At 60.7% G+C, this 23,109-nt stretch carries 14 protein-coding genes; 11 read left to right on the top strand and 3 right to left on the bottom strand.

The window, feature by feature from the left end:
* Window positions 1–110 precede the first annotated feature (110 nt).
* From VJU77_18820 to VJU77_18775, 10 genes are all read left to right on the top strand, one after another.
* On the top strand, window positions 111–2,528 hold the full coding sequence (locus VJU77_18820; GenBank protein ID HKP05409.1) for an ABC transporter permease: 2,418 nt from the start codon (window positions 111–113) through the stop codon (window positions 2,526–2,528).
* A gap of 102 nt (window positions 2,529–2,630) precedes the next feature.
* Window positions 2,631–5,087: an ABC transporter permease gene (locus VJU77_18815; GenBank protein ID HKP05408.1), complete on the top strand. Its 2,457-nt coding sequence runs from the start codon at window positions 2,631–2,633 to the stop codon at window positions 5,085–5,087.
* Window positions 5,088–5,105: 18 nt separating this feature from the next.
* Window positions 5,106–6,668 carry an alpha/beta fold hydrolase gene (locus VJU77_18810; protein HKP05407.1) on the top strand — a complete coding sequence of 521 codons (1,563 nt, stop codon included), beginning with the start codon at window positions 5,106–5,108 and terminating at the stop codon, window positions 6,666–6,668.
* Between the two features lie 16 nt (window positions 6,669–6,684).
* Window positions 6,685–9,099, top strand: coding sequence for an ABC transporter permease (locus VJU77_18805; protein HKP05406.1), 2,415 nt, complete (start codon window positions 6,685–6,687; stop codon window positions 9,097–9,099).
* 1 nt (window position 9,100) lies between these two features.
* On the top strand, window positions 9,101–11,536 hold the full coding sequence (locus tag VJU77_18800; protein ID HKP05405.1) for an ABC transporter permease: 2,436 nt from the start codon (window positions 9,101–9,103) through the stop codon (window positions 11,534–11,536).
* A gap of 3 nt (window positions 11,537–11,539) precedes the next feature.
* The gene (locus VJU77_18795) at window positions 11,540–13,954 is read left to right on the top strand and encodes an ABC transporter permease (protein HKP05404.1); all 2,415 of its coding nucleotides are present in this window, start codon (window positions 11,540–11,542) and stop codon (window positions 13,952–13,954) included.
* Between the two features lie 13 nt (window positions 13,955–13,967).
* Complete coding sequence (locus VJU77_18790) at window positions 13,968–14,630, top strand: ABC transporter ATP-binding protein (GenBank protein HKP05403.1); 663 nt, start codon at window positions 13,968–13,970, stop codon at window positions 14,628–14,630.
* Window positions 14,631–14,663: 33 nt separating this feature from the next.
* Entirely contained in the window at window positions 14,664–17,096 is a 2,433-nt protein-coding gene (locus VJU77_18785; GenBank protein ID HKP05402.1) for an ABC transporter permease, read from the top strand.
* Between the two features lie 19 nt (window positions 17,097–17,115).
* Window positions 17,116–19,551, top strand: coding sequence for an ABC transporter permease (locus VJU77_18780; GenBank protein HKP05401.1), 2,436 nt, complete (start codon window positions 17,116–17,118; stop codon window positions 19,549–19,551).
* Window positions 19,544–20,320: a hypothetical protein gene (locus tag VJU77_18775; protein HKP05400.1), complete on the top strand. Its 777-nt coding sequence runs from the start codon at window positions 19,544–19,546 to the stop codon at window positions 20,318–20,320. The genes VJU77_18780 and VJU77_18775 overlap by 8 nt, the downstream gene beginning before the upstream one ends.
* On the opposite strand, the gene VJU77_18770 is transcribed toward VJU77_18775, so the two are convergent.
* The gene (locus VJU77_18770) at window positions 20,321–21,586 is read right to left on the bottom strand and encodes a tetratricopeptide repeat protein (protein ID HKP05399.1); all 1,266 of its coding nucleotides are present in this window, start codon (window positions 21,584–21,586) and stop codon (window positions 20,321–20,323) included.
* A 156-nt stretch (window positions 21,587–21,742) separates the two neighbouring features.
* Between VJU77_18770 and VJU77_18765 the strand changes: the two genes are divergently transcribed.
* Window positions 21,743–22,228, top strand: coding sequence for a YajQ family cyclic di-GMP-binding protein (locus VJU77_18765; protein HKP05398.1), 486 nt, complete (start codon window positions 21,743–21,745; stop codon window positions 22,226–22,228).
* 79 nt (window positions 22,229–22,307) lie between these two features.
* Here the strand turns inward: VJU77_18765 and VJU77_18760 are convergent, their stop codons facing one another.
* Both VJU77_18760 and hpt read right to left on the bottom strand, forming a co-directional pair.
* On the bottom strand, window positions 22,308–22,553 hold the full coding sequence (locus VJU77_18760) for a MoaD/ThiS family protein (protein ID HKP05397.1): 246 nt from the start codon (window positions 22,551–22,553) through the stop codon (window positions 22,308–22,310).
* A complete protein-coding gene (gene hpt, locus VJU77_18755) occupies window positions 22,550–23,104 on the bottom strand; it encodes a hypoxanthine phosphoribosyltransferase (protein HKP05396.1) in 555 nt (184 codons plus the stop codon). The genes VJU77_18760 and hpt overlap by 4 nt, the downstream gene beginning before the upstream one ends.
* Window positions 23,105–23,109 lie beyond the last annotated feature (5 nt).

Here is a 23,109-nt window from a genome sequence, read left to right as displayed (position 1 = left end):
GCCGCCTTGGTGCGGCGATTCGTCGGGGCCAGCCGGCCCCTCCCACATTAGGCGGCTACGGAAGCTGGAGGCTCTCGATCTCCATGTAAGCAACCCTGGGGTCCGGTCTGATGGTACGAGATCTTAGATACGCGTGTCGGATGCTCGTGAAGACCCCGGGGTTTACGATGATTGCGGTCCTGGCGATCGCGCTCGGAATCGGCGCGTCGACCACGATGTTCTCGGCGATCAACGCGCTCCTCCTCCGGCCGATGCCGTACCTCCAGGACCAGGACCGCCTGGTCGCCGTCTCGGAGTTTTTCACCAAAGACCCCGGCCATGACAACGGCACGGCGTTCCCCGATTACCTGGAGTGGAAGAAAAACGCGACCACCCTCGATGGGATCGCGGCGGTCCAGGAAGCGACCTTTATCATTACGGGGGGCGATAAGCCGGAACGTTATCTCGGCGGACAGATTTCCGCGGACGCCTTTTCGTTCATGGGCGTGCAACCGATTCTCGGCCGGCTGTTCCGGCCCGAAGAAGACGAACTGAACGCGCCGCCAGTCGCGCTGATCGGCTATCAGGTCTGGCAGGAACATTTCGCCGGCGACAAAGGAGTCGTCGGCAAGACCATTCCGATCAACGGCAAGCAGGTGACCGTCATCGGCGTCATGCCGAAAGGCTGGCGGTTCCCCGAAATCTGCGACATCTGGATGCCGCTCCAGTTGGACGAGAAAGCTAATCCGCGCGGCAATTTCTTCCTCGATTGCATGGGCAAGGTGAAGAAGGGCGTTTCGATCGAGCAGGCGCGTGCGGAACTCGAAGCGATCACGGCCCGGATCGCGGCGCAACATCCCGACACGAACACCGGCGTTAGCGTGCACGTCAATTCGTTCCGGGAAGAGAGCGTGCACAATTTCAAAACGCTGACGTTGCTCGTTATGGGCGCGGTCCTCTTCGTCCACCTGATCGCGTGCGCGAACGTCGCGAATCTTCTTCTCGCTCGCGGCGCAACCCGCGCCAAGGAAATCGGGATCCGCCTGGCGCTTGGCGCTTCTCGTCGCCAGATCGTTCGCCAATTGCTCTCCGAAAGTCTTGTCCTCGGAATGATCGGCAGCGCTCTCGGATTGCTCTTTGCCGTCTGGGGCGTGGACTTGATGCTGACGGCGTTGCCGAACGAAGTTCCGTACTGGATCCGATTCGATTTCGATTGGCGCGTGTTTTCGTTTGCGCTCGGCATCGGCGCTCTCTCCAGCTTCCTTTTCGGAGTGGTTCCCGCCTTCCAGGCTTCGAACCCGCAGCTCGTCGATGCGCTTAAGGAAGGTGGGCGCACCGGGGCCGGGGGCGCCAAAGGCCAGCGGATGCGCAACTCGCTCGTCGTCGCTGAGGTCGCGCTTGCGCTCGTTCTTCTTATCGGCGCGGGCCTGATGATGCGCAGCTTCCTGTTTTTGCAGAAGACCGACATTGGCGCCGACCCGTCGCGCACGCTCACGTTCCGCGTCGGTTTGCCGGAGGCGCAGTTCCCGGAAAGCGAAGCCGCGCCGCGTTTCTTCGCCCAGCTGATTCCGAAACTTGCGGCCCTGCCCGGCGTGGAAGCCTCGGGCGCCACCACTTCGCTTCCCGCCTCGGGCAACATCGGCGTGAGCCTATTTATCCTGGACGGCGAGCCGGAGCCGAAACAACTCCAGGACGCAAGAAAGATGCGGCAGTTGAGTATCACGCCGGGCTATTTGCAAACCGCTCACGTCCCGCTTCTCCGCGGTCGCGATTTCACGGTCGCCGACACCAAGGACGCGCCGCGGGTGGTGTTGATCGACGAAGATGGCGCCCGTGCCTGGTTTCCCAACGACGATCCAATCGGCCATCAGCTCCGGTTCCTCGACAAAGCGGGCGAACCGCCGAAATGGTCGACCATTGTCGGAATCGTCCGACCCGTCGTTTACGACAAACTGACCAAGAGGGCCAAAATACCGTCGGTTTATTTTCCGCAGGACCAGGTGCCGAGCCGTTTCATGTCCGTGATGGTGCGGACGAAAACCGATCCGGCCAAGTTCTCGAACCTGGCGCGCAATACGGTGCTGTCGGTAAACAAGGACCTTCCCATCTATCGCGTCCTCACCATGGACGAAGTGGTCGCGCAATCGTTCTGGGATCGGCGCTTTTTCGGAACGCTCTTTACCATTTTCGCGGGGCTTGCGCTCTTTCTCGCGTCGCTCGGACTTTACGGCGTAATGGCCTATTCCGTTCGGCAACGAACCCAGGAAATCGGGGTGCGGATGGCGCTCGGCGCCCAGACCGGTGATGTGTTGCGGCTCGTCACCGGCCAGGGTTTGCGGCTGATTCTGACCGGCCTCGTCATTGGCTTCATCAGCGCGTTTTTTCTCGCCCAGCTTTTGTCCGGAAGCCTGAACGGAATTTCTGCGCACGATCCGCCGAGCTTCACCCTCGTGCCGGTGATCCTGTTCTTAGTCGGACTCGCGGCGTGTTACCTGCCGGCGCGCGCGGCCATGCGCTTGGATCCGATGGAGGCGCTGCGCTATGAATAACGCGCCCGTGGTAGGGACGGCGCGCTGCGCCGTCCGTCGCTCGAATTCAACTCAAACGATTAACTCCACCTCGCGGACGCCGCGGCGCGGCGTCCCTACCATATGAATCAACTCCGTCTCGCCTTTCGCAGTCTTGCCAAAACCCCGGGGTTCGCCCTCGTGGCTGTCGTCACCATCGCGCTTGCGATCGCGGCGAACACAGCGGTGTTCAGCCTGGTTAACGCGCTCCTGATCCGTCCGCTGCCGTTCAAGGCGCCGGGGAATCTCGTTTTGCTTTTCGAAAAATTCAGCGGGCAGGGGCTCGATCAAATTCCGGTCTCGGCTCCGGAATATCTCGATTGGGAAAAGCAGACGCAAAGTTATGAACGAATCGCTGCCTTCAACTTCGCGGATTTCAATCTGACGGGCGGCGACATGCCGGAAAGGATCTCGGGCGCGGTGGTGACGCCGAGCCTGTTTCCGCTCCTTGGGGTTACGCCGATCAAAGGGCGCGTCTTCAGCGACAGCGAGTTCGGCGAAGGCAACGACAACGTCGTCATGGTCAGCGAGCGGCTCTGGCGGCGGCGCTTCAATTCCGATCCGCAGCTCATCGGCTCGCAGGTGCTGATTAACGGCAAGAGCTATGCGGTCGTCGGCATCATGCCGGCGAAGTTCGAATTCCCGTTGCCTCTTTTCGGCGTACAGGGCGGAACCTTTTCCGAGCGGGCGGATATCTGGAAGCCGATCGCATTTACGAAAAACGAGCTCGAATCGCGCGGTTCGCGCAGCTACGGCGTGGTCGGTCGCCTGAAACCGGGAAGGACCCTCGCGCAGGCGCAGGCCGAGGCGAACACCATCGTAGCCAACTGGCACCCGCTCTACCCGGACAATTACGAACCGTCCACGAAGTTCGGCGCCACAATTTATCCGATGCACGATCTGGTCATCGGCGGGATGCGGCCGGCCCTGATGATTCTGCTCGGAGCGGTGGTGATGGTTCTGTTGATTGCCTGCGCGAATCTCACTACCATGCTCCTCGCGCGGGCGGGGGCGCGGGAACGCGAGTTTGCGATCCGTCTCGCCCTGGGCGCGGGCCGGACTCAGCTCGTGCGACAGATGCTTTCGGAAAGCATTTTGCTGGCGCTGGTGGGCGGAGCCACGGGCGTTCTCCTCGCTTTCTGGGGGCTTGATCTGCTCCGCTCGATCGGTTCGCAAACCGTGCCGCGCCTGGCGGAGGTCGGTCTCGATCTGCGCGTCCTCTTTGTCACCCTCGCCACTGCTGTCGGGACTGGAATTGTGATCGGGCTTATTCCGGCCCTCGCGAGCGGCAAACCGGAATTGACCGAAGCACTCAAGGAAGGCGGACGCGGCTCGACCACCGGCATCCGCGGGAACCGCCTCCGCAACGCGCTCGTCATTGCCGAAGTAGCGCTCGCGCTCGTCCTCCTCGTCGGCGCCGGCCTGTTGCTGAAAAGCTTCGTGCGCCTCCAAAATGTGCATCCCGGTTTCGAGACCAAAAACGTGCTCACCATGGAGGTCTCGCTGCCGCTCCTGAAATATCCACGTGGTAAACCGGTCGCCGATTTCTATGCGGAAGCGACCCGGCGGATCAAAGCGTTGCCGGGCGTCGAAGCGGCGGCGTTCACCAGCATTTTGCCTCTGAGCGGAACAAACAGCGATAGCTCGTTCGCGATCGAAGGCCGCGACCACATGGCCGAGAAAGTTTTCCCCGACGAAGAGATTCGGAACATTACCCCGGAATATTTCTCCGTCCTGAAGGTCCCGCTTTTGCAGGGCCGATTCTTTAATGAGGGCGATCAGTTCGATGGCCCGGGCGTGACGATCGTTAACAGCACGTTCGCAAAAAAATGGTTTCCAAACCAGGAGGCCGTCGGCAAACGCATCACCTTTAGCGATCCGCGCAAGCCGGACGTAAAATGGATCACCATCGTCGGCGTTGTGGGCGACATGCGGCATCGGGGTCTCGACCTGGAACCAAAGCCCGAGGATTACCAGCCACACAACCAGGTGCCCTATCGCGGCATGATCCTGTCCGTGCGCAGTTCGCAGGATCCGCGTTCGCTGACGTCGGCGATTCGCCGCGAGATCACCCGGCTGGATCCCGATCTCCCGGCCGCGAATGTCCGGACGCTCGAGCAGGTGGCCGCCGACTCGATCGCTCCGCGGCGGCTTTCGGTCGTGTTGATCGGCGTCTTTGCCGCCGTCGCGCTGGTTCTGGCGTCCGTTGGGATCTACGGCGTGATGTCGTTCCTCGTCGTCCAACGCACCCATGAGATGGGAGTGCGAATGGCCCTCGGCGCGCAACGCGGCGACGTCTTGCGGCTCGTCATCGGCCGCGCCGCCAGGCTGGTCCTGATCGGCATCGCGGCCGGACTGGTCCTCGGAGTCATGAGCAGCCGCGCCTTGCAGGCAATGCTCTTCAACGTCGGCGCCTTCGACGCGATGACGTTCGCCGGAGTGACTCTCGCGCTCATCGCAGTGTCACTTCTGGCCAGTTACATCCCTGCGCTACGCGCAACAAAAGCCGACCCGATGATCGCGCTCGGCCACGGAGCATGACCGGTTAACGCCACTTTGATGAAACCACACCCGCTCCGGCTGAACTCTATCGTCGCGATTTTCGGTGCGGCGGCGTTAGGCGGCATTGCTTTGAAAGCGGTCCCTGCTGCCCAAGTCGAAGGTTCATTGGAGAAGATCGACTGCCCATTCGATTCGAGTAAGGCGCTGCTTCCTGTCACGTGTGGCCGGCTGAAGGTGCCTGAGAACTACGATGATCCACAAGGCCGATCCATCGAGCTCGCTTTCATGGTCGTTAAGGCGGCGAAAAACATAGATTCGGAAAACCCAGTCCTTTTTCTGAACGGAGGGCCTGGAGGAACAAGCCTGGTTTTTGCAGAGAGATTGGTCACAACTGCAAGCATCCGTGACACGGTTGTTGATAGGGATTGGGTGTTTTTCGATCAAAGGGGCGCTGGCCGATCAAATCCGGCGCTTTACTGCCCCCCGGAAGACGATTGGTTTAAGGGGCTGAAGACCTGCCGAGATCAGTTCATTAAGCAGGGCGTAGATCTTTCGCAATATAACAGCGTCCAGAGTTCCAATGACATGGAAGCGCTGAGGAAGGCCCTGGGGGCGAAGCAGTGGAATCTCTGGGGAGCTTCCTACGGCACGAGGTTGGCACTTACGATGGCGCGCTATTATCCCTCGAGCGTTCGTTCCATCGTGCATGACGGCGCCGACCTTCCGGAAGATCAAGAAGTAGTCGACGATCTTCGGGGCACCGAGGTTGTGCTGAACAAGCTCTTCTCCAAATGTGCGGCCGACGCCGCCTGCTCGTCCAAGTTTCCCCAGTTACGGAGCCGCTTTCTTGCCGCGATTCCCCGGCTCCGACAGCAGCCACTATCGATCGGGGACACACGACTGGACGATGGCAAGGTGCTCAGCTTCGTCCGCGACTGGTTGTTTGGCGGCTTCTTTATGACTTTCGAACGCCGCATCCAAAACCTGTTGACTTACATGGACGCCGCGGCTCGCAGTGACGGCGAGCTCCTGGTCCAGATTCAGGAAAGGATGACAAAGCAAGAAGAGATGGAGCGCAAGAAGGGAATGCAAGAAGCCCTGAGCGAGGGCGCGCCCTTCCCGGTTCCGTTTCCCGTTCAGGGCAAGTATCACCAGGGACAGCAACTCTCCATTGACTGTAACGAGGAGAAGTCGTTCGAGTCCATGGATGAATATGCGCAAGCGGCGGCCAAATCCGAAATCGTCCGCGCTCTTCTCGGCAAGGAAGTAGGGCTGGGAAATTTCAAGACCTGCGCGTTGTGGCCCTCGGGGCGCGCCGAGCCGATTGAAAATTCCCACGTAGATTATGATGGGCCGCAGCTCGTTTTTACCGGGGAATTGGATGCATCCCTGTCGGGACTGGCGGGCTATGAGATCGAGAAGCTCTATGATAATGCGACCAACGTCGTCTTCAGGGATGCCGCGCACATTCAGGTTACAATAGAGGATCCAACGCCCGCGAGAGACTACAACGACTACCGGCAGTGCGCCGAGGGGCTGGCCCGCCAATTCTTTGCCGATCCGCGACGAAAGCTGGATACGCGCTGTGCCGAAACACGACGGTTACGCTTGGTCCCATGATGCGAACGAAGCAATTATGAACGACATTCGATACGCGATTCGGATGCTGGTGAAATCGCCGGCCTTTACCTTCATTGCCATTCTCACCATCGGCCTCGCCATTGGCGCGAACACCGCCATCTTCAGCGTGGTCAATGCGGTTCTGCTTCAGCCATTGCCTTATCCCCATGCGGAACAACTGGTCCGAGTTTTCGGTACGCAACCGACGCTCGACGAGGCGCCGACCTCCCCCGCGAATTTTCTCGAATGGCGAACCGAGAACCAGGTCTTCGAACGCATTGCCACCTGGAACGGCCAGGGTTTCAATCTTACCGGCACAGATAAACCGGAGCGTGTCATCGGCGCGCGCGTTTCCGGCGACATGTTTCAATTGCTCGGCGTGCAACCGGTCCTCGGCCGAGATTTCACCGCGGAGGAAGACCGTGACGGCGGCGATCGGGTCGTCATCCTGAGCTACGAATTCTGGCAACGCCGTTTCGCCGGCGATCCGAACGCGATTCGGCAGACGATCACGTTGAGCGACCAGACCTACACCATCATCGGCGTCATGCCGCGCGGGTTCGCGTTTCCCAGTCCGCGCGCCCAAATCTGGACGCCGGTCGCGTTCAATGCTGCTGAGCGCGCCACTCGCGATACGAATTTCATCGACGTCGTCGCGCGCTTGAAGCCGGGCGTTTCGCTCAAGCAAGCCCAGGCGAACATGACCGCGGTCGCGCAGTCTCAGGCCGAACGTTATCCGCAAACGAATACTGGTGTCGGCGTGAAGGTCGTCTCGCTCCAGGAGCACATGGTGGGCAACGTCCGACCGATGCTCGTCGTGCTCCTCGGCGCGGTCGCGTTCGTTCTCCTCATCGCCTGCGCCAACGTCGCGAACCTGCTTCTCGCCCGGGCTGCGGCGCGCCATCGCGAAATGGCCATTCGTGGTGCGCTCGGCGCGAGCCGGTCCCGGGTCGCTAGGCTGCTTCTCACCGAAAGCGTTCTCCTCGCCATCATCGGTGGCGCTGTCGGCTTGCTTCTCGCCATCTGGAGCCTCGACCTGCTCGTCTCATTGAAGCCGGCGAACCTGCCGCGTCTCGCCGAGATTGGCGTCAACCGCACCGTGTTTCTCTTCACCGCTGCGGTGTCGGTATTGACCGGCGTTCTCTTCGGCCTCGCGCCGGCCTGGCAGGTCTCGAAGTCCGATCTAAACGAAGGCCTCAAAGAAAGCGGCCGCGGCGGAAGCGATGCGCCGAGGCGGCATCGGATGCGCTCGTTGCTCGTCATCTCGGAAGTGGCGCTCTCCCTCGTGCTGCTGATCGGCGCGGGGTTGATGATCCGAAGCTTCGCCCGTTTACTCGCCGTCGATCCCGGATTCAAGGCCGACCATGTCCTGACTGCGTTCGTTTCGCTTCCGGTCGCTAAGTATTCGAAGCACGAAGAACAGACCGCGTTTTTCGATCGGCTGCTCGAGCGGCTCCGCAACGTCCCCGGAGTCAGCGCCGCAGGCGTCGTGACCGACATTCCGTTGAACGGCGGCAGCTCGACTGGGTTTGACGTCGAGGGACGAACGCCAGCACCGCCGGGGCAACGGGCGATGACCGATTATCGGGTTATCAGTCCGGATTACTTTGCCGCGATGGGTATGCGCCTGCTGAAAGGCCGCGCCTTTGGGCCTTCCGACAAGGAGCCCGCGCCGGGCGTCGTCATCATCAACGAAACGATGGCGGCACGCTTTTTCGCCGGCGAAGACCCGATCGGTAAACGGGTGGACATGAGCGGCGCTCCGAAAGATTTGCGCGAGATCGTCGGAGTGGTCGCCGATGTGCGGAATTACGGCGTCGATGCCGAGGTGAAGCCGGAGGCTTACGTGCCGTTGTTCCAAAGCGCTCCCGGCTATCTCTCCAGCGTAACCTCCGCGCTGACGATCATTGTGCGCTCGTCGATCGACCCGACCGCGCTCGGCCAAACGCTCCGCGAACAAGTCCAGGCGCTCGATAAGGACCAGCCGGTTTCCGAGATCAAGACCATGCAATTGTATCTGGCCGATTCGATGGCGCAGCGCCGCTTTAACATGTGGTTGCTCGGCGTCTTTGCTGGGCTCGCACTTGTGCTGGCCGCCGTGGGGATTTACGGCGTGATCGCCTACACCGTCACCCAGCGCACTCACGAGATGGGGATCCGAATCGCGCTGGGCGCGCGGGGCGCGGATATCCTGAAGCTCGTCTTCACCAATTCGATGATGACGACAATCGCCGGCATTGTCATTGGGCTGGCCGCAGCCTTCGCGTTAACCCGGCTTCTCCGCAGCCTGCTCTACCAGGTGAGCGTAACCGATCCGTTCGTCTTTGCGATCATCCCGCTGTTGCTCCTCGCGGTTGCGACAATTGCCACCTACATCCCGGCGCGCCGCGCCATGAAAGTCAACCCCATCACCGCCTTGAGGGAACCCTGACATGGACACCCTTCTCCAGGACATTCGTTTTGGCGCCCGCATGCTTTTCAAGAGTCCGGGATTCACGGCGGTCGCGATCATCTCACTAGCGCTCGGCATTGGCGCAAACACCGCGGTCTTTAGCGTCGTAAACGCTGCCCTTCTCAAGACGCTTCCGTATCAGAATCCCGAGTCGCTTGTTCTCGTCTGGGGCGAAGACAAAGCCGCGGGGAGCTTGCGCGGCCAGGTTTCCGCGACCGACATCGCCGATTACCGCGCTCGGAATCACGTCTTTGAAGAGATCAGTACGTATACGGACTTTCGTCCCGTGTTAACCGGTGCGGGCGAACCCGAACGAATTTTCGGTGCCCAGGTCGGCGACGGCTTCTTCGACGTGATGCAGGCGAAGCCGTTGCTGGGCCGATTCTTCACGCCCGAAGAACAGGTGGACGGGAAAGATTACGTCGCGGTCCTGGGTTACGCTCTTTGGCAAAAACGGTTTGCCGGTGACCCGAACATCGTTGGCAAGACCATCACCCTCAGCGCCCGGCCGTACACGGTTATCGGCGTTTTGCCGGCGAGTTTCCATTCTTTGCCCACTGGCCTGCTCCCGGCGCCGGCAGAATTTTATCGACCGGTGGCGGAACAGCCTGCTGAAAAGGACCGCGGCAGCCGGCATCTGCGTGCCATCGCGCGGCTCAAGCCTGGGGTTAGTCTCGCGCGGGCGCAGGCGGAGATGGCTCTGATTGCGAAGCAGCTTCAGGCTGAGCACCCGGAAAGCGATTCCAACGCCGGCATTCATCTGGTCAATCTCCGCGAAGATTTGGTGAGTCCGGCGCGGCCTGCGCTCGTCATGTTGTTGGGAGCGGTTGTGTTCCTATTGCTGATTGCCTGCGCGAATGTCGGCAATCTTTTGCTCGCCCGGTCGATCGGCCGCTATCGCGAAGTGGCGATTCGCGCGGCGGTTGGCGCGAGCCGATCGCGTTTGATCCGGCAGTTCATGACGGAAAGCATCCTGCTCGCAACGGCGGGCGGCGCGCTTGGGGTGGTGACGGCGATGTGGTGCACGAGCGCGATCGAGGCGCTGGGTTCGCGCCTCGTCCCGATGCTCGCCACAGTGGAGATCGACGGCGGCGTGCTGGGGTTCGCTTTTGTGATGTCGTTGTTGACCGGCGTGGCGTTCGGCTCAGCCCCGGCCTTGCGGGCGTCGAGGGTGAATCTCAATGAAACTCTTAACGATGGCGGCCGGACGCCCGGTGCCGGTTCCATGCGCAGCCCGCTTCGAAGCGCGCTCGTCGTGACCGAGATCGCGCTCGCGATGGTGTTGTTGATCGCCGCCGGATTGTTGATCAAGACGGTTGTTCAGCTCAACAACGTCAATCCAGGCTTCAAGGCCCGGCAGCTGGTGACGATGAATGTCTGGCTGCCCCGTGCGAAGTATCCCAAGGCCGAGCAGTGGAATGGATTCTTTGATCGACTTATTCAGCGATTGCGCGCTCTGCCCGCCGTCGAAGACGCCGGCCTGACGAGCGTTTTGCCGGTTGGCGATAATTTTGATCGGCGGACGATCGAGATCGAGGGACAACCACGGCCGCCCGGTGAGTTGCCGGACATCGATAATTATTTCGTGACGCCGGATTATGCGCGGACAATGGCCATTCCGCTTGTTCGTGGCCGGCCGCTCCGGTTGGAGGATACGGCGGAGGCCCCGCTGGCCGTCCTCGTGAGCGAAGCGATGGCCAGAAAATTTTGGCCGAACGAAGAGGCGGTCGGAAAACGGGTTCGGTTTTATGCCTCGGCTCCAGGCCAGCAGAATCCGTGGAGGACGGTGGTGGGCGTCGTCGGGGACGTGAAGCAATACGGACTCGACACTTCCGGCGGGGTCGCGCTCTATGTCCCGCTGCTGCAACAGTCGCAATCGACGCTCACGCTGGTCGTCCGCACCCGCACCGAACCGGCGGCCATGATTGAAACTGTCCGGCGCGAGATCCTCGCCATCGATCCCGAGCAGGCGGTCTTTAATGTCGCCACCATGGACGAGGTGCTGGTGAAGTCGATTTCGTTGCGCCGCGTCTCCATGTTCCTTCTCGCCGGCTTCGCGGGGCTCGCTCTGCTTCTGGCCGCGATCGGAATTTACGGGGTTCTCGCCCAAACCGTTGTGCAGCGAACGCATGAGATCGGCATTCGCATGGCGCTCGGGGCGCAGGCCCGCGACGTTTTGAAACTAATCGTCAGGCAAGGCATGTCGCTCACGCTGGCCGGTATTGTCATCGGCTTGATCGGCGCGTTCTCGCTCACGCGATTGCTCGCCAGCCTTCTCTTCGGTGTCGGCGCCACCGATCCGGCGACCTTCGTGTGGATCCCGGTGGTGCTCGCCGCGGTTTCCTTTTTCGCCTGTTACCTTCCGGCTCGACGCGCGGCCCGGCTCGATCCGATCAAAGCCCTCGCCAGCAATTAACCCATGAACACACTCATCCAGGATATTCGTTACGGCCTTCGTCTCCTTCTCAAGAACAAAGGCTTTACCATCGTCGCCATTCTTGCGCTTGGTCTCGGCATCGGCGCGAATACCGCCATTTTCAGTCTGGTGAACGGCGTTCTTCTCCGTCCGCTTCAGTTTCCGGACGCCGAGCGCATCGTCTACTTCGAAGGCAAAAATCCCACCGCGGGCATTACCGACAGCAACATCTCGTTTCTCGACTTTACCGATTGGTCAAAACAAACCGATCTTTTTGCGAGCACGGCCGCCTACTGGACCGCTAGCGCCAACCTCGGCGCCGATGGAGCGGAGCCGGAACGCGTGCCACGCGCTGGAGTGACGACCGGGTTCTTCAACGTCCTCGGGGTTCAGCCTTTTCTCGGGCGAGCGTTCCTTCCTGAGGACGACAAGCCAGGGACAATAACCACCGCGATCATCAGCCATGGTCTGTGGAAGCGCCGCTTTGGATCCGATCCGGCCATCGTCGGAAAGCAGGTCCAAATCAGCTCGAGGCCCATCACCGTTCTTGGTGTGATGCCGCCGGGGTTTGAATATCCGGAGCAAACGCAAATCTGGGTGACAAGCGCGGTCAATCTTTCGGAAGAACCGCGCGATAACCGCTCGTGGTCCGCCATCGCGCGTCTGAATCCCGGGATCGACGTGCAGAAAACGCAAACTCGTCTGAGCGCGATCAACGCGCAGCTCGACAAGCAATTTCACGAGTCGAACAAAGGCTGGGATGTTTCTGTTTCGACTTTGCACGAAAGGCTCGTTCGAGAAGTAAAGCCGTCTCTCCTCGCTCTCCTCGGCGCCGTCGGTCTGGTTCTCCTCATTGCCTGCGCGAACGTCGCCAATCTGCTTCTGGCGCGAAGTGCCGCGCGGCAAAAGGAAATTGCGATCCGGGCCGCGATGGGCGCGAGCCGCTCGCGCGTTCTCCGGCAGATGCTGACGGAAAGTTTGCTGCTTTCGATCATCGGCGGGATGGCCGGACTTCTCCTCAGCATGTGGCTAACCCAGGTGCTGATGTCGATGTTGCCCGAAGGCGCACCGCGGCTTGACCAGATCGGGATCGATTATCGCGTCCTAACTTTCGCGCTGGGCGTCTCTGCAGTGACTGGAATTCTCTTCGGCATCGCCCCGGCCCTCCAGGCCTCGAAGCTCGACGTTACCAGCTCGCTGAAAGAAGGCGGGCGCAGCGGCGAAGGACATCGCCGGACGAGCGCGCGCAGCCTGCTCTTGATCGGTGAGGTGGCCCTCTCGCTCATGCTGCTGGTCGGCGCGGGATTGCTTATCAAGAGCTTCCTTCGTCTCCAGGAAATACGGCCGGGCTTTAATGCGCACAATGTCCTCATCGCCAACCTGGCGTTGCCCGGTGCGAAGTACAAAGATCAACAGTTCGTGGAGTTCTTCCGGCAGTTAAAAGAGCGGCTGGAGGCGGCGCCGGGCGTGCAAGCAGTGGGGGGTAGCGTCAATCTTCCGCTGAACGCAAGCGGTTACATGATTGGACGCGGGTTTATTCCGGAAGGCCGGCCGCTCACGGTGGACGAAAACAGGGACGCGATGTTTTCCACCATCACGGGGGATTATTTTCGCGCCCTGCAAATTCCGTTGCTGGCCGGACGCACCTTTGAACTGCGCGACAATGCTGACGGGCCGAAGGTGGTCATCATCAATGAAACCATCGCAAAACATCATTTCGGTTCACCGGCGGAGGCGATCGGCAAGCGCCTTTCCATCTGGCACGACGAAAAATTCATGCGCGAAATTGTCGGCGTGGTCGGCGATACGAAGACGGGTTCTTTCACCGGGGAAGGCGGTGCGCAAATCTATGTGCCGCACGCTCAGGACTCGCAATGGAATTTCATGGGGATGGTCATTCGCACGGCAGGCGATCCGGCGGCGTTCGCCACCACGCTGCGCCGCGAAGTCCAGGCGCTGGACAAGGACCAGCCGGTTTACAATGTCCGGACGCTGGATGACGTAGTCGCGAACTCGTTAGGCACGCGTCGCGTGTCGATGCAGCTCTTCGCCGTTTTCGCCGCCGCGGCCCTGCTTTTGGCGGCCCTTGGCATTTACGGTGTGATGGCCTACTCGGTGACGCAACGAACCCAGGAAATCGGAATCCGCATGGCGCTCGGCGCGCAAAAGTCCGACGTGCTTGGGCTCGTAATCCGGCAAGGCATGATTCTGACCGTGATTGGTGTTGTGGTCGGTATCGCTGGCGCCTTCGCCCTTAGCCGGCTCATTGCGAACCTTCTCTTTGGCGTGGCCGCGACCGATCCGCTGACCTTCGCCGCAATTCCCTTGTTGCTCCTTTTCGTGGCGCTGGTTGCTTGTTACCTCCCAGCGCGGCGCGCCGCGCGCCTGGACCCGAAAATCGCCCTGGCGCAAAGCTAAGAAACTTATGTCAATGATCACACTCAAACACCTCGAGCGCTTTTATCCGCTCGCGAAAGGGAAGTTCTTTTACGTCCTCCGCGACATCAACCTGGAGGTGAACGAAGGCGACTTCGTCTCCATCATGGGACCGTCCGGCGCCGGGAAATCGTCGTTGCTTCACGTCCTCGGCATGCACGACCACGCCTGGAGCGGCGAGTATTTCTTCGACGACGTCGGGGTCCACAGCCTGAAGCCGAAGGAGCGCGCCACGCTCCGGAACGAAAAGATCGGCTTTGTTTTCCAGGCTTACCATCTTCTCGACGACCTGACCGTTTACGAGAATCTCGACATCCCGCTGTCGTATCGACACGTCAGCAAATCCGGACGGGATTCGATCGTCTGCGATACGCTCGACAAGTTTCACATCGTCGGAAAGAAGGACCTCTATCCGCGCCAGCTCTCGGGCGGCCAGCAACAGCTCGTCAGCATCGCCCGCGCCATGATCGCAAACCCGAAGCTCATCCTGGCGGACGAGCCGACCGGCAACCTGCACTCGGACCAGGGGAAGGAAATCATGGAGATGTTCAAGAGCCTGAACGAGCAGGGGACGACGATCATCCAGGTGACCCACTCCGATGTGAACGCCGCCTACGGCAATCGCATCATCCAACTCCGAGACGGCTTCATCGTCTGACAATTTCCGGCCCCGCCAACCGACAAAAACTCCATGCTAACCGACCTAAAATACGCCTTCCGGATGCTGATCAAAGCACCGGTCTTCGCCATCATCGCCATTCTCACCCTCGCGCTCGGGATCGGCGCGAACAGCGCGATCTTCAGCGTGATCGACACCGTCATGCTCCGGCCGTTGCCGTTCAAGAACCCGGACGAGATCGTCAACGTTTGGGGCCGCTATGCGAACGACAAGGGCAAAGTCCGCGGCAATGTTCACTCGTTCCCGGATTACGCGGACCTGCGCGATCAAAGCCAGAGCTTCGCGGCGATGGCGACCTACACGCGCACTGGCGGAACCTTATCGCTCGTCGAAGACGCCAAGGCGCTGGAAGGCCTCGCGATTACGCCAGAAGTGTTCGATGTCCTGGGTGTCCAGCCGATGCTCGGCCGCGGGTTCACCAGGGAAGACGCGAAAAATGAAGCGGACCGGGTCGTGGTCCTGACTTATCCGCTTTGGAAAAGCGCGTTCGGCGGCGATTCGAAGATTATCGGTCAGAAGGTCACGATCTCGGCGCGTCCGCATACGGTCGTCGGCGTGATGCCTCCGGGCTGGAAATTCCCGGTCGAGGACGAACACATCGATTATGCCTTGCCGCTCGAATATCTCGGACAGCAATTCCTGACCAATCGCGGCTCTCATTTTCTGACGGTGGTGGGCCGGCTGAAGCCGGGGGTGAGCATTCAGACAGCGGAAGCGGAAACGACTGCGATCGCGAGCCGCCTTTCGAAGCAATATCCGGATACAAACCTGAACTTCATCGGAACGTCGGTGGTGAAACTGCACACCGATGTCGTGGGCGACGTTCGTCCGGCCTTGCTCGTTCTTTTGGGCGCGGTTGCGCTGGTCTTGCTCATCGCGTGCGCCAACGTCGCGAATCTTCTTCTGGCGCGAGCCGCCTCGCGCAGTCGCGAGATCGCGATCCGCACCGCGCTCGGCGCGAGTCGCGTGTTGGTCGTCCGGCAATTGCTTTGCGAAAGCCTGTTGCTTGCGGTCCTCGGTGGCGCTGCCGGTTTGCTTCTCGCGTGGTGGGGAGTCGATCTGCTCGGGGCCGCTGGTCCGCAGGGCTTGCCGCACCTTGGCGAGATCAAGGTCAACACGACGGTCGCCGCGTTCACTTTCGCCCTGGCGATTGGAAGCACGCTGCTCTTCGGTCTCATTCCCGCGCTCCAGGTATCGCGGCCCGCGGTCAATGAATCGCTCCAGCAGGGCGCGAAAGGCTCGACCGGTGGACTGCATACCAATCGTCTCCGCGCTTTTCTCGTTGTCTCGCAGGTTTCGCTTTCGCTGCTTTTGCTCGCCGGCGCCGGCCTCTTGATTAAGAGCTTCCTCAATCTCCGCGCGACCAATCCAGGTTTCGATCCCGTCCGAGTCCTGACGTTGTCGATCACTTTGCCGAAGATTCGTTATCCCGAGGTCGACCAGCAAATCCGGACTTACGACCTGATCATGGAGAAGATCGGGGCCGTTCCTGGCGTCGAAGCAGCGGGCGGCGTGAATCCGATCCCGCTCGGCGACAATCAGCGCTCCCAGTCGTTCATGCCCAGCGGGGCGGCGCCGTTGCCGCGGGGCAATCATCCGGGTGCGAGTTACCTGCTGGCGAAGCCGGATTATTTCAAGACAATGAAGATCCCCGTCCTCCAGGGGCGCGACTTTACTCGCGCGGACACCAAGGATTCGCCTTTGGTGATCATGATCAACGAAGCGTTTGCCCAAAAACATTTCCCCGGAAAGAACCCAATCGGTCAGCAGGTAATGGTCGATCAGGCGCAAAACAAGGTCGACACGCGCGAAGTGATCGGGGTAGTTGCCAATACCCGGCATGATTCGCTCGCGGAGCCGCAGGGGCCCGAAATGTATATCCCGTTCGCGCAGGACCCGGGGCGCAGCCTCGACATCGTCCTGCGCGTCAGCTCGACGAATCTCGTCGGCCTCAACGGCGACGTGAAACGCGCGATTCATGAAGTGGACAAGGACACCTACGTGCCGACGCTCGAGCCGATGACCGCATTCGTTGACCGGCATCTTGCCCAGCCAAAATTCAACATGCTGCTGCTCGCGGTGTTCGCCGGCGTCGCGATGGTGCTCGCGGCGATCGGGATCTACGGCGTGATTGCCTACAGCGTCACCCAGCGGACCCGCGAGATCGGGATCCGGATGGCGCTCGGCGCCCAGAAAGCGCAAATGCTCGGGATGGTGCTGCGGCAAAGCATGACATTGGTGATCATTGGAATCGTGGTCGGCTTTGTGGTGGCGCTCGCCGCAACCCGAGTGATGGCGACGTTGCTCTACGGCGTCGGCGCAAACGACGTCTCGATTTATGCAGCCGTGATCCTTTTGCTTGGCGCCGCAGCCATGCTGGCCAGTTACGTCCCCGCGCGCCGGGCCATGAAAGTCGATCCGATGGTCGCGTTGCGCTACGAGTAGCGCTTTCGCCATTCATCTTATGATTCCAGACCTGAAATACGCATTTCGTTCCCTGGTAAAATCGCCGGCGTTTACCTTAATCGCCATCATCACGCTCGCGCTCGGGATGGGCGCGGCCACAGCGATCTTCAGCGTGGTCGATGCAGTTCTCCTTCGGCCGGCGCCGTATCCGAACCCCGAGCGTTTGGTCGAGGTTCGCGAGCTCGACGAACGCGGCAGAGGTATGCCGGTTTGCGAAGCGAACTATAACGATCTCGCGGGGCGCAATCACAGTTTCGAAGCGAGCGCGCGCTATTCGGTCTGGACCCAACCGGTGGCGGGCGGTCGAGACGCCATCCGGGCAAACACGGCCCTGGTCTCTGCGGATTTCTTTCGCGTGCTCGGCATCCAGCCGATGATGGGTCGTTTCTTCTCGGGCAATAAGCCGGAGAACGTCGCGGTTGTTAGCTACTCATTTTGGAAAAGTCAGCTCGGTGCGCCGGCGAGTCTTGATGGGATAAATTTGCGCTTCGCCAATCGCAGTTTCGCGGTTATCGGCGTTGTGCCGGCGGAGCTTGAATTTCCTTCCAGCGCCGATCTCTGGTATCCGGCGGAAACGCTTCCACCAAACACTTCGCGAAGCGGTCACAATTGGAAGGTCGCGGCGCGGGTGAAGGCGGGCGTCACGCTCGAGCAGGCCCGTGGCGACATCGCGACGATCGGTCAGCAATTGAAACAGGAATACGGCCGCGAGATCGATGCGGCCAGCTTCGCAGCGCTGCCCTTGCGGGAGCGAAGCGTGCAGGACGTGCGTCGCGTCCTTTACGTTTTGTGCGGTGCGGTGGGCGTATTGTTGCTCATCGCCGGTTCGAACGTGGGTAACCTGTTGCTCGTCCGGGCAACCGTCCGCCGAAAGGAAATTGCGTTGCGCGCTGCTCTCGGCGCGTCAAGCGGACGACTGGCGCGCCAATTCATCATCGAGGCGCTTCTCCTCACAATATTCGGCGCGGCCCTTGGCGCGATTTTCTCGGCCTGGGGTGTCGATCTGATCGTGGGCTTGTATCACGGAAGTCTCCCCCAGGTGGGAAAGATTGGCCTCAACCCGAACGTGCTTCTGTTGTCGACCGGCGTGGCCATCGTCCTCGGGATCGTGCTTGGACTTGTGCCCGCCGCGCACGCCTCCCGAAATCGGCTGCAAAACGATTTGCAGGATGCCGGTCGCGGGCAATCGGCGAGCCGCGCGAATCGCCGGATCCGCAACGGACTCATCGTGGGCCAGGTCGCGCTTACCATGATGTTGCTTGTCGGCGCGGGTTTGCTCGCCCGCAGTTTCCAGCAACTGCTCGCGATCAATCCGGGGTTCGTCACCCAAAGCGCCGTGGCAATGACCGTCTCGATGCCTGACCCGGAGGATTTGGCGGACAGACGGCGGCTCGCACAGGCCTACCAGCAATTACTCGCCCGGGTCGAAAGCATCCCCGGTGTGACCAGTGTCGGCGGCACCGATGTTTTGCCAATGAGCGGCAATGGCGCCAACGGCCGCTTCCTGATCGAGGAGGGCGGCGTGACCGTCGGTTCGATGGAGGAGTTTGGAAAGAAGATGACCGCACTGATGGGGACGGATCGGATCGGCGACGCCCAGCATCGCGTCGCCAGCGGCGGCTATTTCACCACCATGCACATTCCGCTGTTGCGTGGACGCACTTTCCAGGAAAGCGACGGGCCGGACAGTCCGCACGTCGCCGTGATCAGCGAATCGCTCGCGAAGCGATATTTCTCGAACACGGATCCGCTCGGAAAGCAGATCCAGTTCGGGAACATGGATGGCGATCTGCATTTGCTGAATATCGTCGGGGTGGTGGGAGATGTGCGCGACCAGACGCTCGAGGCAGATCCGCAGCCGACCGTTTACGTAAACTACTTCCAGCGGGGTTCGGCCTCCGACTTTTCGTACGTCGTGCGCGCGCAGAGTGACGCGAGGTCGTTGATCAGCGCGTTGCGCCGTGAAGCGCAGTCGGCGAATCCCGAAATGCCGATCAAGTTCGAGACGCTGGAACAGCTTATCTCGTCTTCGCTGGACAACCGGCGTTTCGGCATGGTGATGGTGGGTGAATTTGCGGGCGCAGCGCTGCTGCTTGCGATGGTGGGGCTCTACGGCGTGATGGCTTACATCACAGCGCAACGCACGACGGAGATCGGAATTCGAATGGCACTCGGGGCCCAGCGCTTCGATATGTTGCGCATGATTTTCCGGCAAAGTTTCGCGCTTGTGCTCGCCGGCGTCGTCGTCGGTACCCTGGCGTCGGTCGCGCTTACTCGATTGCTCAGCACAATGCTTTACGGCGTCCAGACGACAGACGTCGTGACCTACGGCAGCGTAATCGGCCTGCTCATCGCCGCCGCGGCCCTCGCCAGTTACATTCCCGCGCGTCGCGCCATGAAAGTCGATCCAATGGTGGCGTTGCGATATGAGTAGCGGCAGATTTTATTCATTGGTCCTGTGTGCCATATGCGTCACGCCGGCCTTTGCCGTTGAGCCGCTCGAAGAAATCACCGACCAGAAGTTCGACGTCGATGCGGACGTGACTCTGAGCATTCAGAACACCGATGGATCGATTCGGGTCTACGCGGCCGATCGGCCGGCCGTTATCGTCCAGGCGATCAAGAAGGCGTATAACACGGAACGGCTCCAGGGAATCGTCGTGGATACGAAGGCGAGCCGGAAAAGCGTCGCCATTACTACGAGTTTTCCGCCCCGGAAAAATGTCCTGAGCGATCGTTCCGGCACGGTGGATTACATCATCGTCGTGCCGCAAACAGCGAAGATCACCCAACTCGAGCTGACCAACGGCGAAGTCCTCGTGGAAGGACTGCGGAATGGCGGCAGCGCAAAAGCCCACCTCGTGAACGGCTGGATGATCGGTCACAATTGCTTCGGCAATCTCGATCTCTCGGTCGAAACCGGACGACTCGATGTGGCCTACGATTGGTGGGAAAACCACGAGTTTGCAATCAAGGCGCTCAATACTCATGGAGGCCTTCGCGCGATTTTTCCAAGCGACGCGTCCATCAACCTGAGCGCGACTGCCCCCGAAGGAAAGATCGCCAATGGCTTTGGCACGAGCAAAACGAGCCCGGGGGACGTCGTTCACTCTGTGGCGGAGGTCATTGGATCTGATGCACAGGCGGTCATTTCCCTGGAAGCACGCGGCGGCAATATCCGGATCGACAAAATGCCTTACTAGTTATTTGGCCGCGCGAGCCATCTCCTCCCTCGCCTTGCGATCCTGCTCCGCTTTCACGAGCAATCCGAGCCGGCGATAACATTGTTCGCGCTTTTGCAGGGCGGTCACCGTCTGGTTGGCCTCGATCGCGTGGGTGAACGATTCGATGGCGGAAAGGGTTTCGCCGCGCGCCATTTCCAGCTCGCCGCGATATTGCCATGCCGTTGACAAACTCGGGTCGAGTTCCGTGGCTCGCCTGATTTGCTCGATCGCTTCCGTTGTCCGCCCGAGCTTCGTCAACGCATAGCTCGCTTCCGCGCAGGCGCCGGCGGCCTTTGGGTCTAGGCGCGCCGCCGTTTCCGCGTCCTGCAAGGCGAGCGCGGGTTGCCCAATTTCATTCAGTTGCCAGGCCCGCGAGACATGGAGCTCCGCATTGTTCGGCTCCACCGAGATCTCCGAATCGAGCCGGCCCATGGTTTCGAGAAATTCCGGGGTGAGCGTCTCGAGGCGGACGAGTGGATGGACGGCGAGTTTCTCGCATTCATCCGAACGGCCGAGAGCAATCAGGGCGAGGGCATAAAACAACTTCGGCCTTACCGCCCAAGGTCCGTGATTGCCGGCGGCCTCCGCATCTTCCAAGGCGAGCTCGTAATCCTGGCAGCGCAGGAACAGCAGCGCCCGGTCTGCGAGCAACCCGGCATCGTTGGGCGACACCGCGAGGGCTGAATCGAGCTCACGAATTTCGGTCAGGAATTTTTCCGTTTGCTGGAGCAATTTGCCGCCGTGCTGGACCTCCGGGTCAGTGGGCGCAAGGGCCTGCGCTCGCGCCAAGTCCTCAAAAGCCTCCGGCCAGCGATGGAGTTGGCGCCGGCACAGCGCTCGATTGACGCGCGCCATCGCGTTGTCCTGGACACGGAGGTAAGCGGTCCAGGCATCGTTTTCCTGCTCCCAACGTCTCTGCGTCTTTTCGAGGCGCGCGATTTTTTCCCAAACCCGGATGTTCTTTGGATCGGCGGCGGTCACTTTTCTCCAGGCAGCCACGGCCCACGGAGCATCCTTTTTCGCGGCCGCGTAATCCCCGGCGTATTCGTCGAGCTTCGGCGAAGGCTGGGACACCGAGTTCCGCCAATCATCCAGGCTCTGGCTCACGGCGGGGAGGTCGTTCAGCCCAAATTGCGCTCTCACCAGCCGATCCCAGGTGCCGTTGTCCTGCGGCCGCAATTTCAGGTGGCGCCGCGCCAGCTCCACCGCATGTCCATACGATTTTTCCGCAAGCGCCTTGTTCAACTCAGCGCGCAGGGCCCTTTCTTCCTTCGATCCCGCGCGACGACACCCCGGTAAACCGACAACAACGGCGAGAGCGACCCCCAGAACGAGCACGCGAGCTTGACTCCGGGCTCGGAACCAATCGAAAATCGAAAATCGCAAATTGAAAATCACCCGATGCCTTCGTTCGACATTGTTTCAGAAGTAGACGCGCAGGAAATGGATAATGCGGTCAACCAAGCCCGCAAGGAACTGGCGACCCGGTTCGATTTCAAGGGAACAACGGCCGAAATCCTGGTGGAGAAGGAAAAGATCACCCTCACGGCCGAGGACGCGTCCCGTTTGCGCGGCCTGCGCGAGATCGTCGTTGGGAAACTGAGCAAGCGCGGCGTCGATCTGCGAAATGTCGAGCAGGTTGAGCCAGCGATTTCACCGCTGGGGCATGCCCGGCAGGAATTGAAAATTCAGCAGGGCCTCGAAGGAGACAAGGCCAAGGAGATCATCCAGGCGATCAAAGCCCAAAACTTCAAGGTCCAAAGCCAACTCCAGGACCGGCAGATTCGCGTGACGGGGAAGAAGAGGGACGATCTCCAGGCGGTGATTGCGTTCGTCCGCGGCCGCGATTTCGGCGTGGCCACGAACTTCAAGAACTTCCGGGATTGAGGGACCAAGGAGGGGCGCTTTCCAAACCGCCCTTCTTCGTCCGGCGGTTTCAAACCGCCGCTCCTTGAAGCTTTCAGGCTCAGCCGCCCTGAACCGGCGGCATAATCGATATTTCGTCATTTGGTTGCACAACATAGTCGCGCTCGACGAACTCGACGCCGCTTGCCACGAGAATGCTCTTGTCCCAATTGCGCAACGCCGGGGATCTGGCATAAACCATCTCCAACAATTCGGCGGCAGTCGTTCGCTCCGGGACATCCAGCTCGATCGCGGCCGTCCCGGCCAAATCGCGCAACCGCGAGAAAAACTGAACCCGCACCTTCATTTCCCGTTGGCGCCTGCGCCGATCAATTCCTTCCGGAGCACGCCGATGCACGGCAGATTGCGGTAGCGTTCCATGTAATCGAGCCCGTAACCGACAACGAATTCGTCCGCAATCTCAAACCCGACGTAATCCGGTTCCACCGCCCGTACCCTCGTCCGTTTTTTCGCGAGCAACACGCAGATTCGAATGCTGAGCGGGCCGGCCGCATCGAGCTTCTCGCGGATCGTCGCCAGGGTCACGCCGCTGTCGAGGATGTCGTCCAGGATAAGGACGTGACGCCCGGCAATATCGGGGAACGGGACCTGGCGGAACATCAACTCACCCGCGCTTTTCGTCCCGCCGTGGTAGCTCGCCACGCTCACGCAATCGAGTTTCAACGGGAGCGGGAGCCGCCGGAGCAAATCCGCCGTCAGGATCAGGCTGCCGTTGAGGATCGCGACAACGGTAAGCTCGCGATCGCGATAATCAGCCGTGATGCGCGCCGCCAGTTCATTGAGCCGGCGATGGATCGTTGCTTCGTCGTAAAGGATGCGCTCGAGGTCAGCTTGCATCGGCC

It is taken from the genome of Chthoniobacterales bacterium (assembly GCA_035274845.1).
Lineage (GTDB): Bacteria > Verrucomicrobiota > Verrucomicrobiia > Chthoniobacterales > UBA10450 > AV80.
This window is presented reverse-complemented; position numbering and strand designations above follow the sequence as displayed.

Excerpts from the sequence above, each read along its gene's own strand:
- VJU77_18795 (HKP05404.1), top strand. The coding sequence starts at position 11,540 with ATGAACACACTCATCCAGGATATTCGTTACGGCCTTCGTCTCCTTCTC.
- VJU77_18775 (HKP05400.1), top strand. The coding sequence starts at position 19,544 with ATGAGTAGCGGCAGATTTTATTCATTGGTCCTGTGTGCCATATGCGTC.
- VJU77_18815 (HKP05408.1), top strand. The coding sequence starts at position 2,631 with ATGAATCAACTCCGTCTCGCCTTTCGCAGTCTTGCCAAAACCCCGGGG.
- VJU77_18810 (HKP05407.1), top strand. The coding sequence starts at position 5,106 with ATGAAACCACACCCGCTCCGGCTGAACTCTATCGTCGCGATTTTCGGT.
- VJU77_18805 (HKP05406.1), top strand. The coding sequence starts at position 6,685 with ATGAACGACATTCGATACGCGATTCGGATGCTGGTGAAATCGCCGGCC.
- VJU77_18785 (HKP05402.1), top strand. The coding sequence starts at position 14,664 with ATGCTAACCGACCTAAAATACGCCTTCCGGATGCTGATCAAAGCACCG.
- hpt (HKP05396.1), bottom strand. The coding sequence starts at position 23,104 with ATGCAAGCTGACCTCGAGCGCATCCTTTACGACGAAGCAACGATCCAT.
- VJU77_18780 (HKP05401.1), top strand. The coding sequence starts at position 17,116 with ATGATTCCAGACCTGAAATACGCATTTCGTTCCCTGGTAAAATCGCCG.
- VJU77_18765 (HKP05398.1), top strand. The coding sequence starts at position 21,743 with ATGCCTTCGTTCGACATTGTTTCAGAAGTAGACGCGCAGGAAATGGAT.
- VJU77_18800 (HKP05405.1), top strand. The coding sequence starts at position 9,101 with ATGGACACCCTTCTCCAGGACATTCGTTTTGGCGCCCGCATGCTTTTC.
- VJU77_18760 (HKP05397.1), bottom strand. The coding sequence starts at position 22,553 with ATGAAGGTGCGGGTTCAGTTTTTCTCGCGGTTGCGCGATTTGGCCGGG.
- VJU77_18820 (HKP05409.1), top strand. The coding sequence starts at position 111 with ATGGTACGAGATCTTAGATACGCGTGTCGGATGCTCGTGAAGACCCCG.
- VJU77_18790 (HKP05403.1), top strand. The coding sequence starts at position 13,968 with ATGATCACACTCAAACACCTCGAGCGCTTTTATCCGCTCGCGAAAGGG.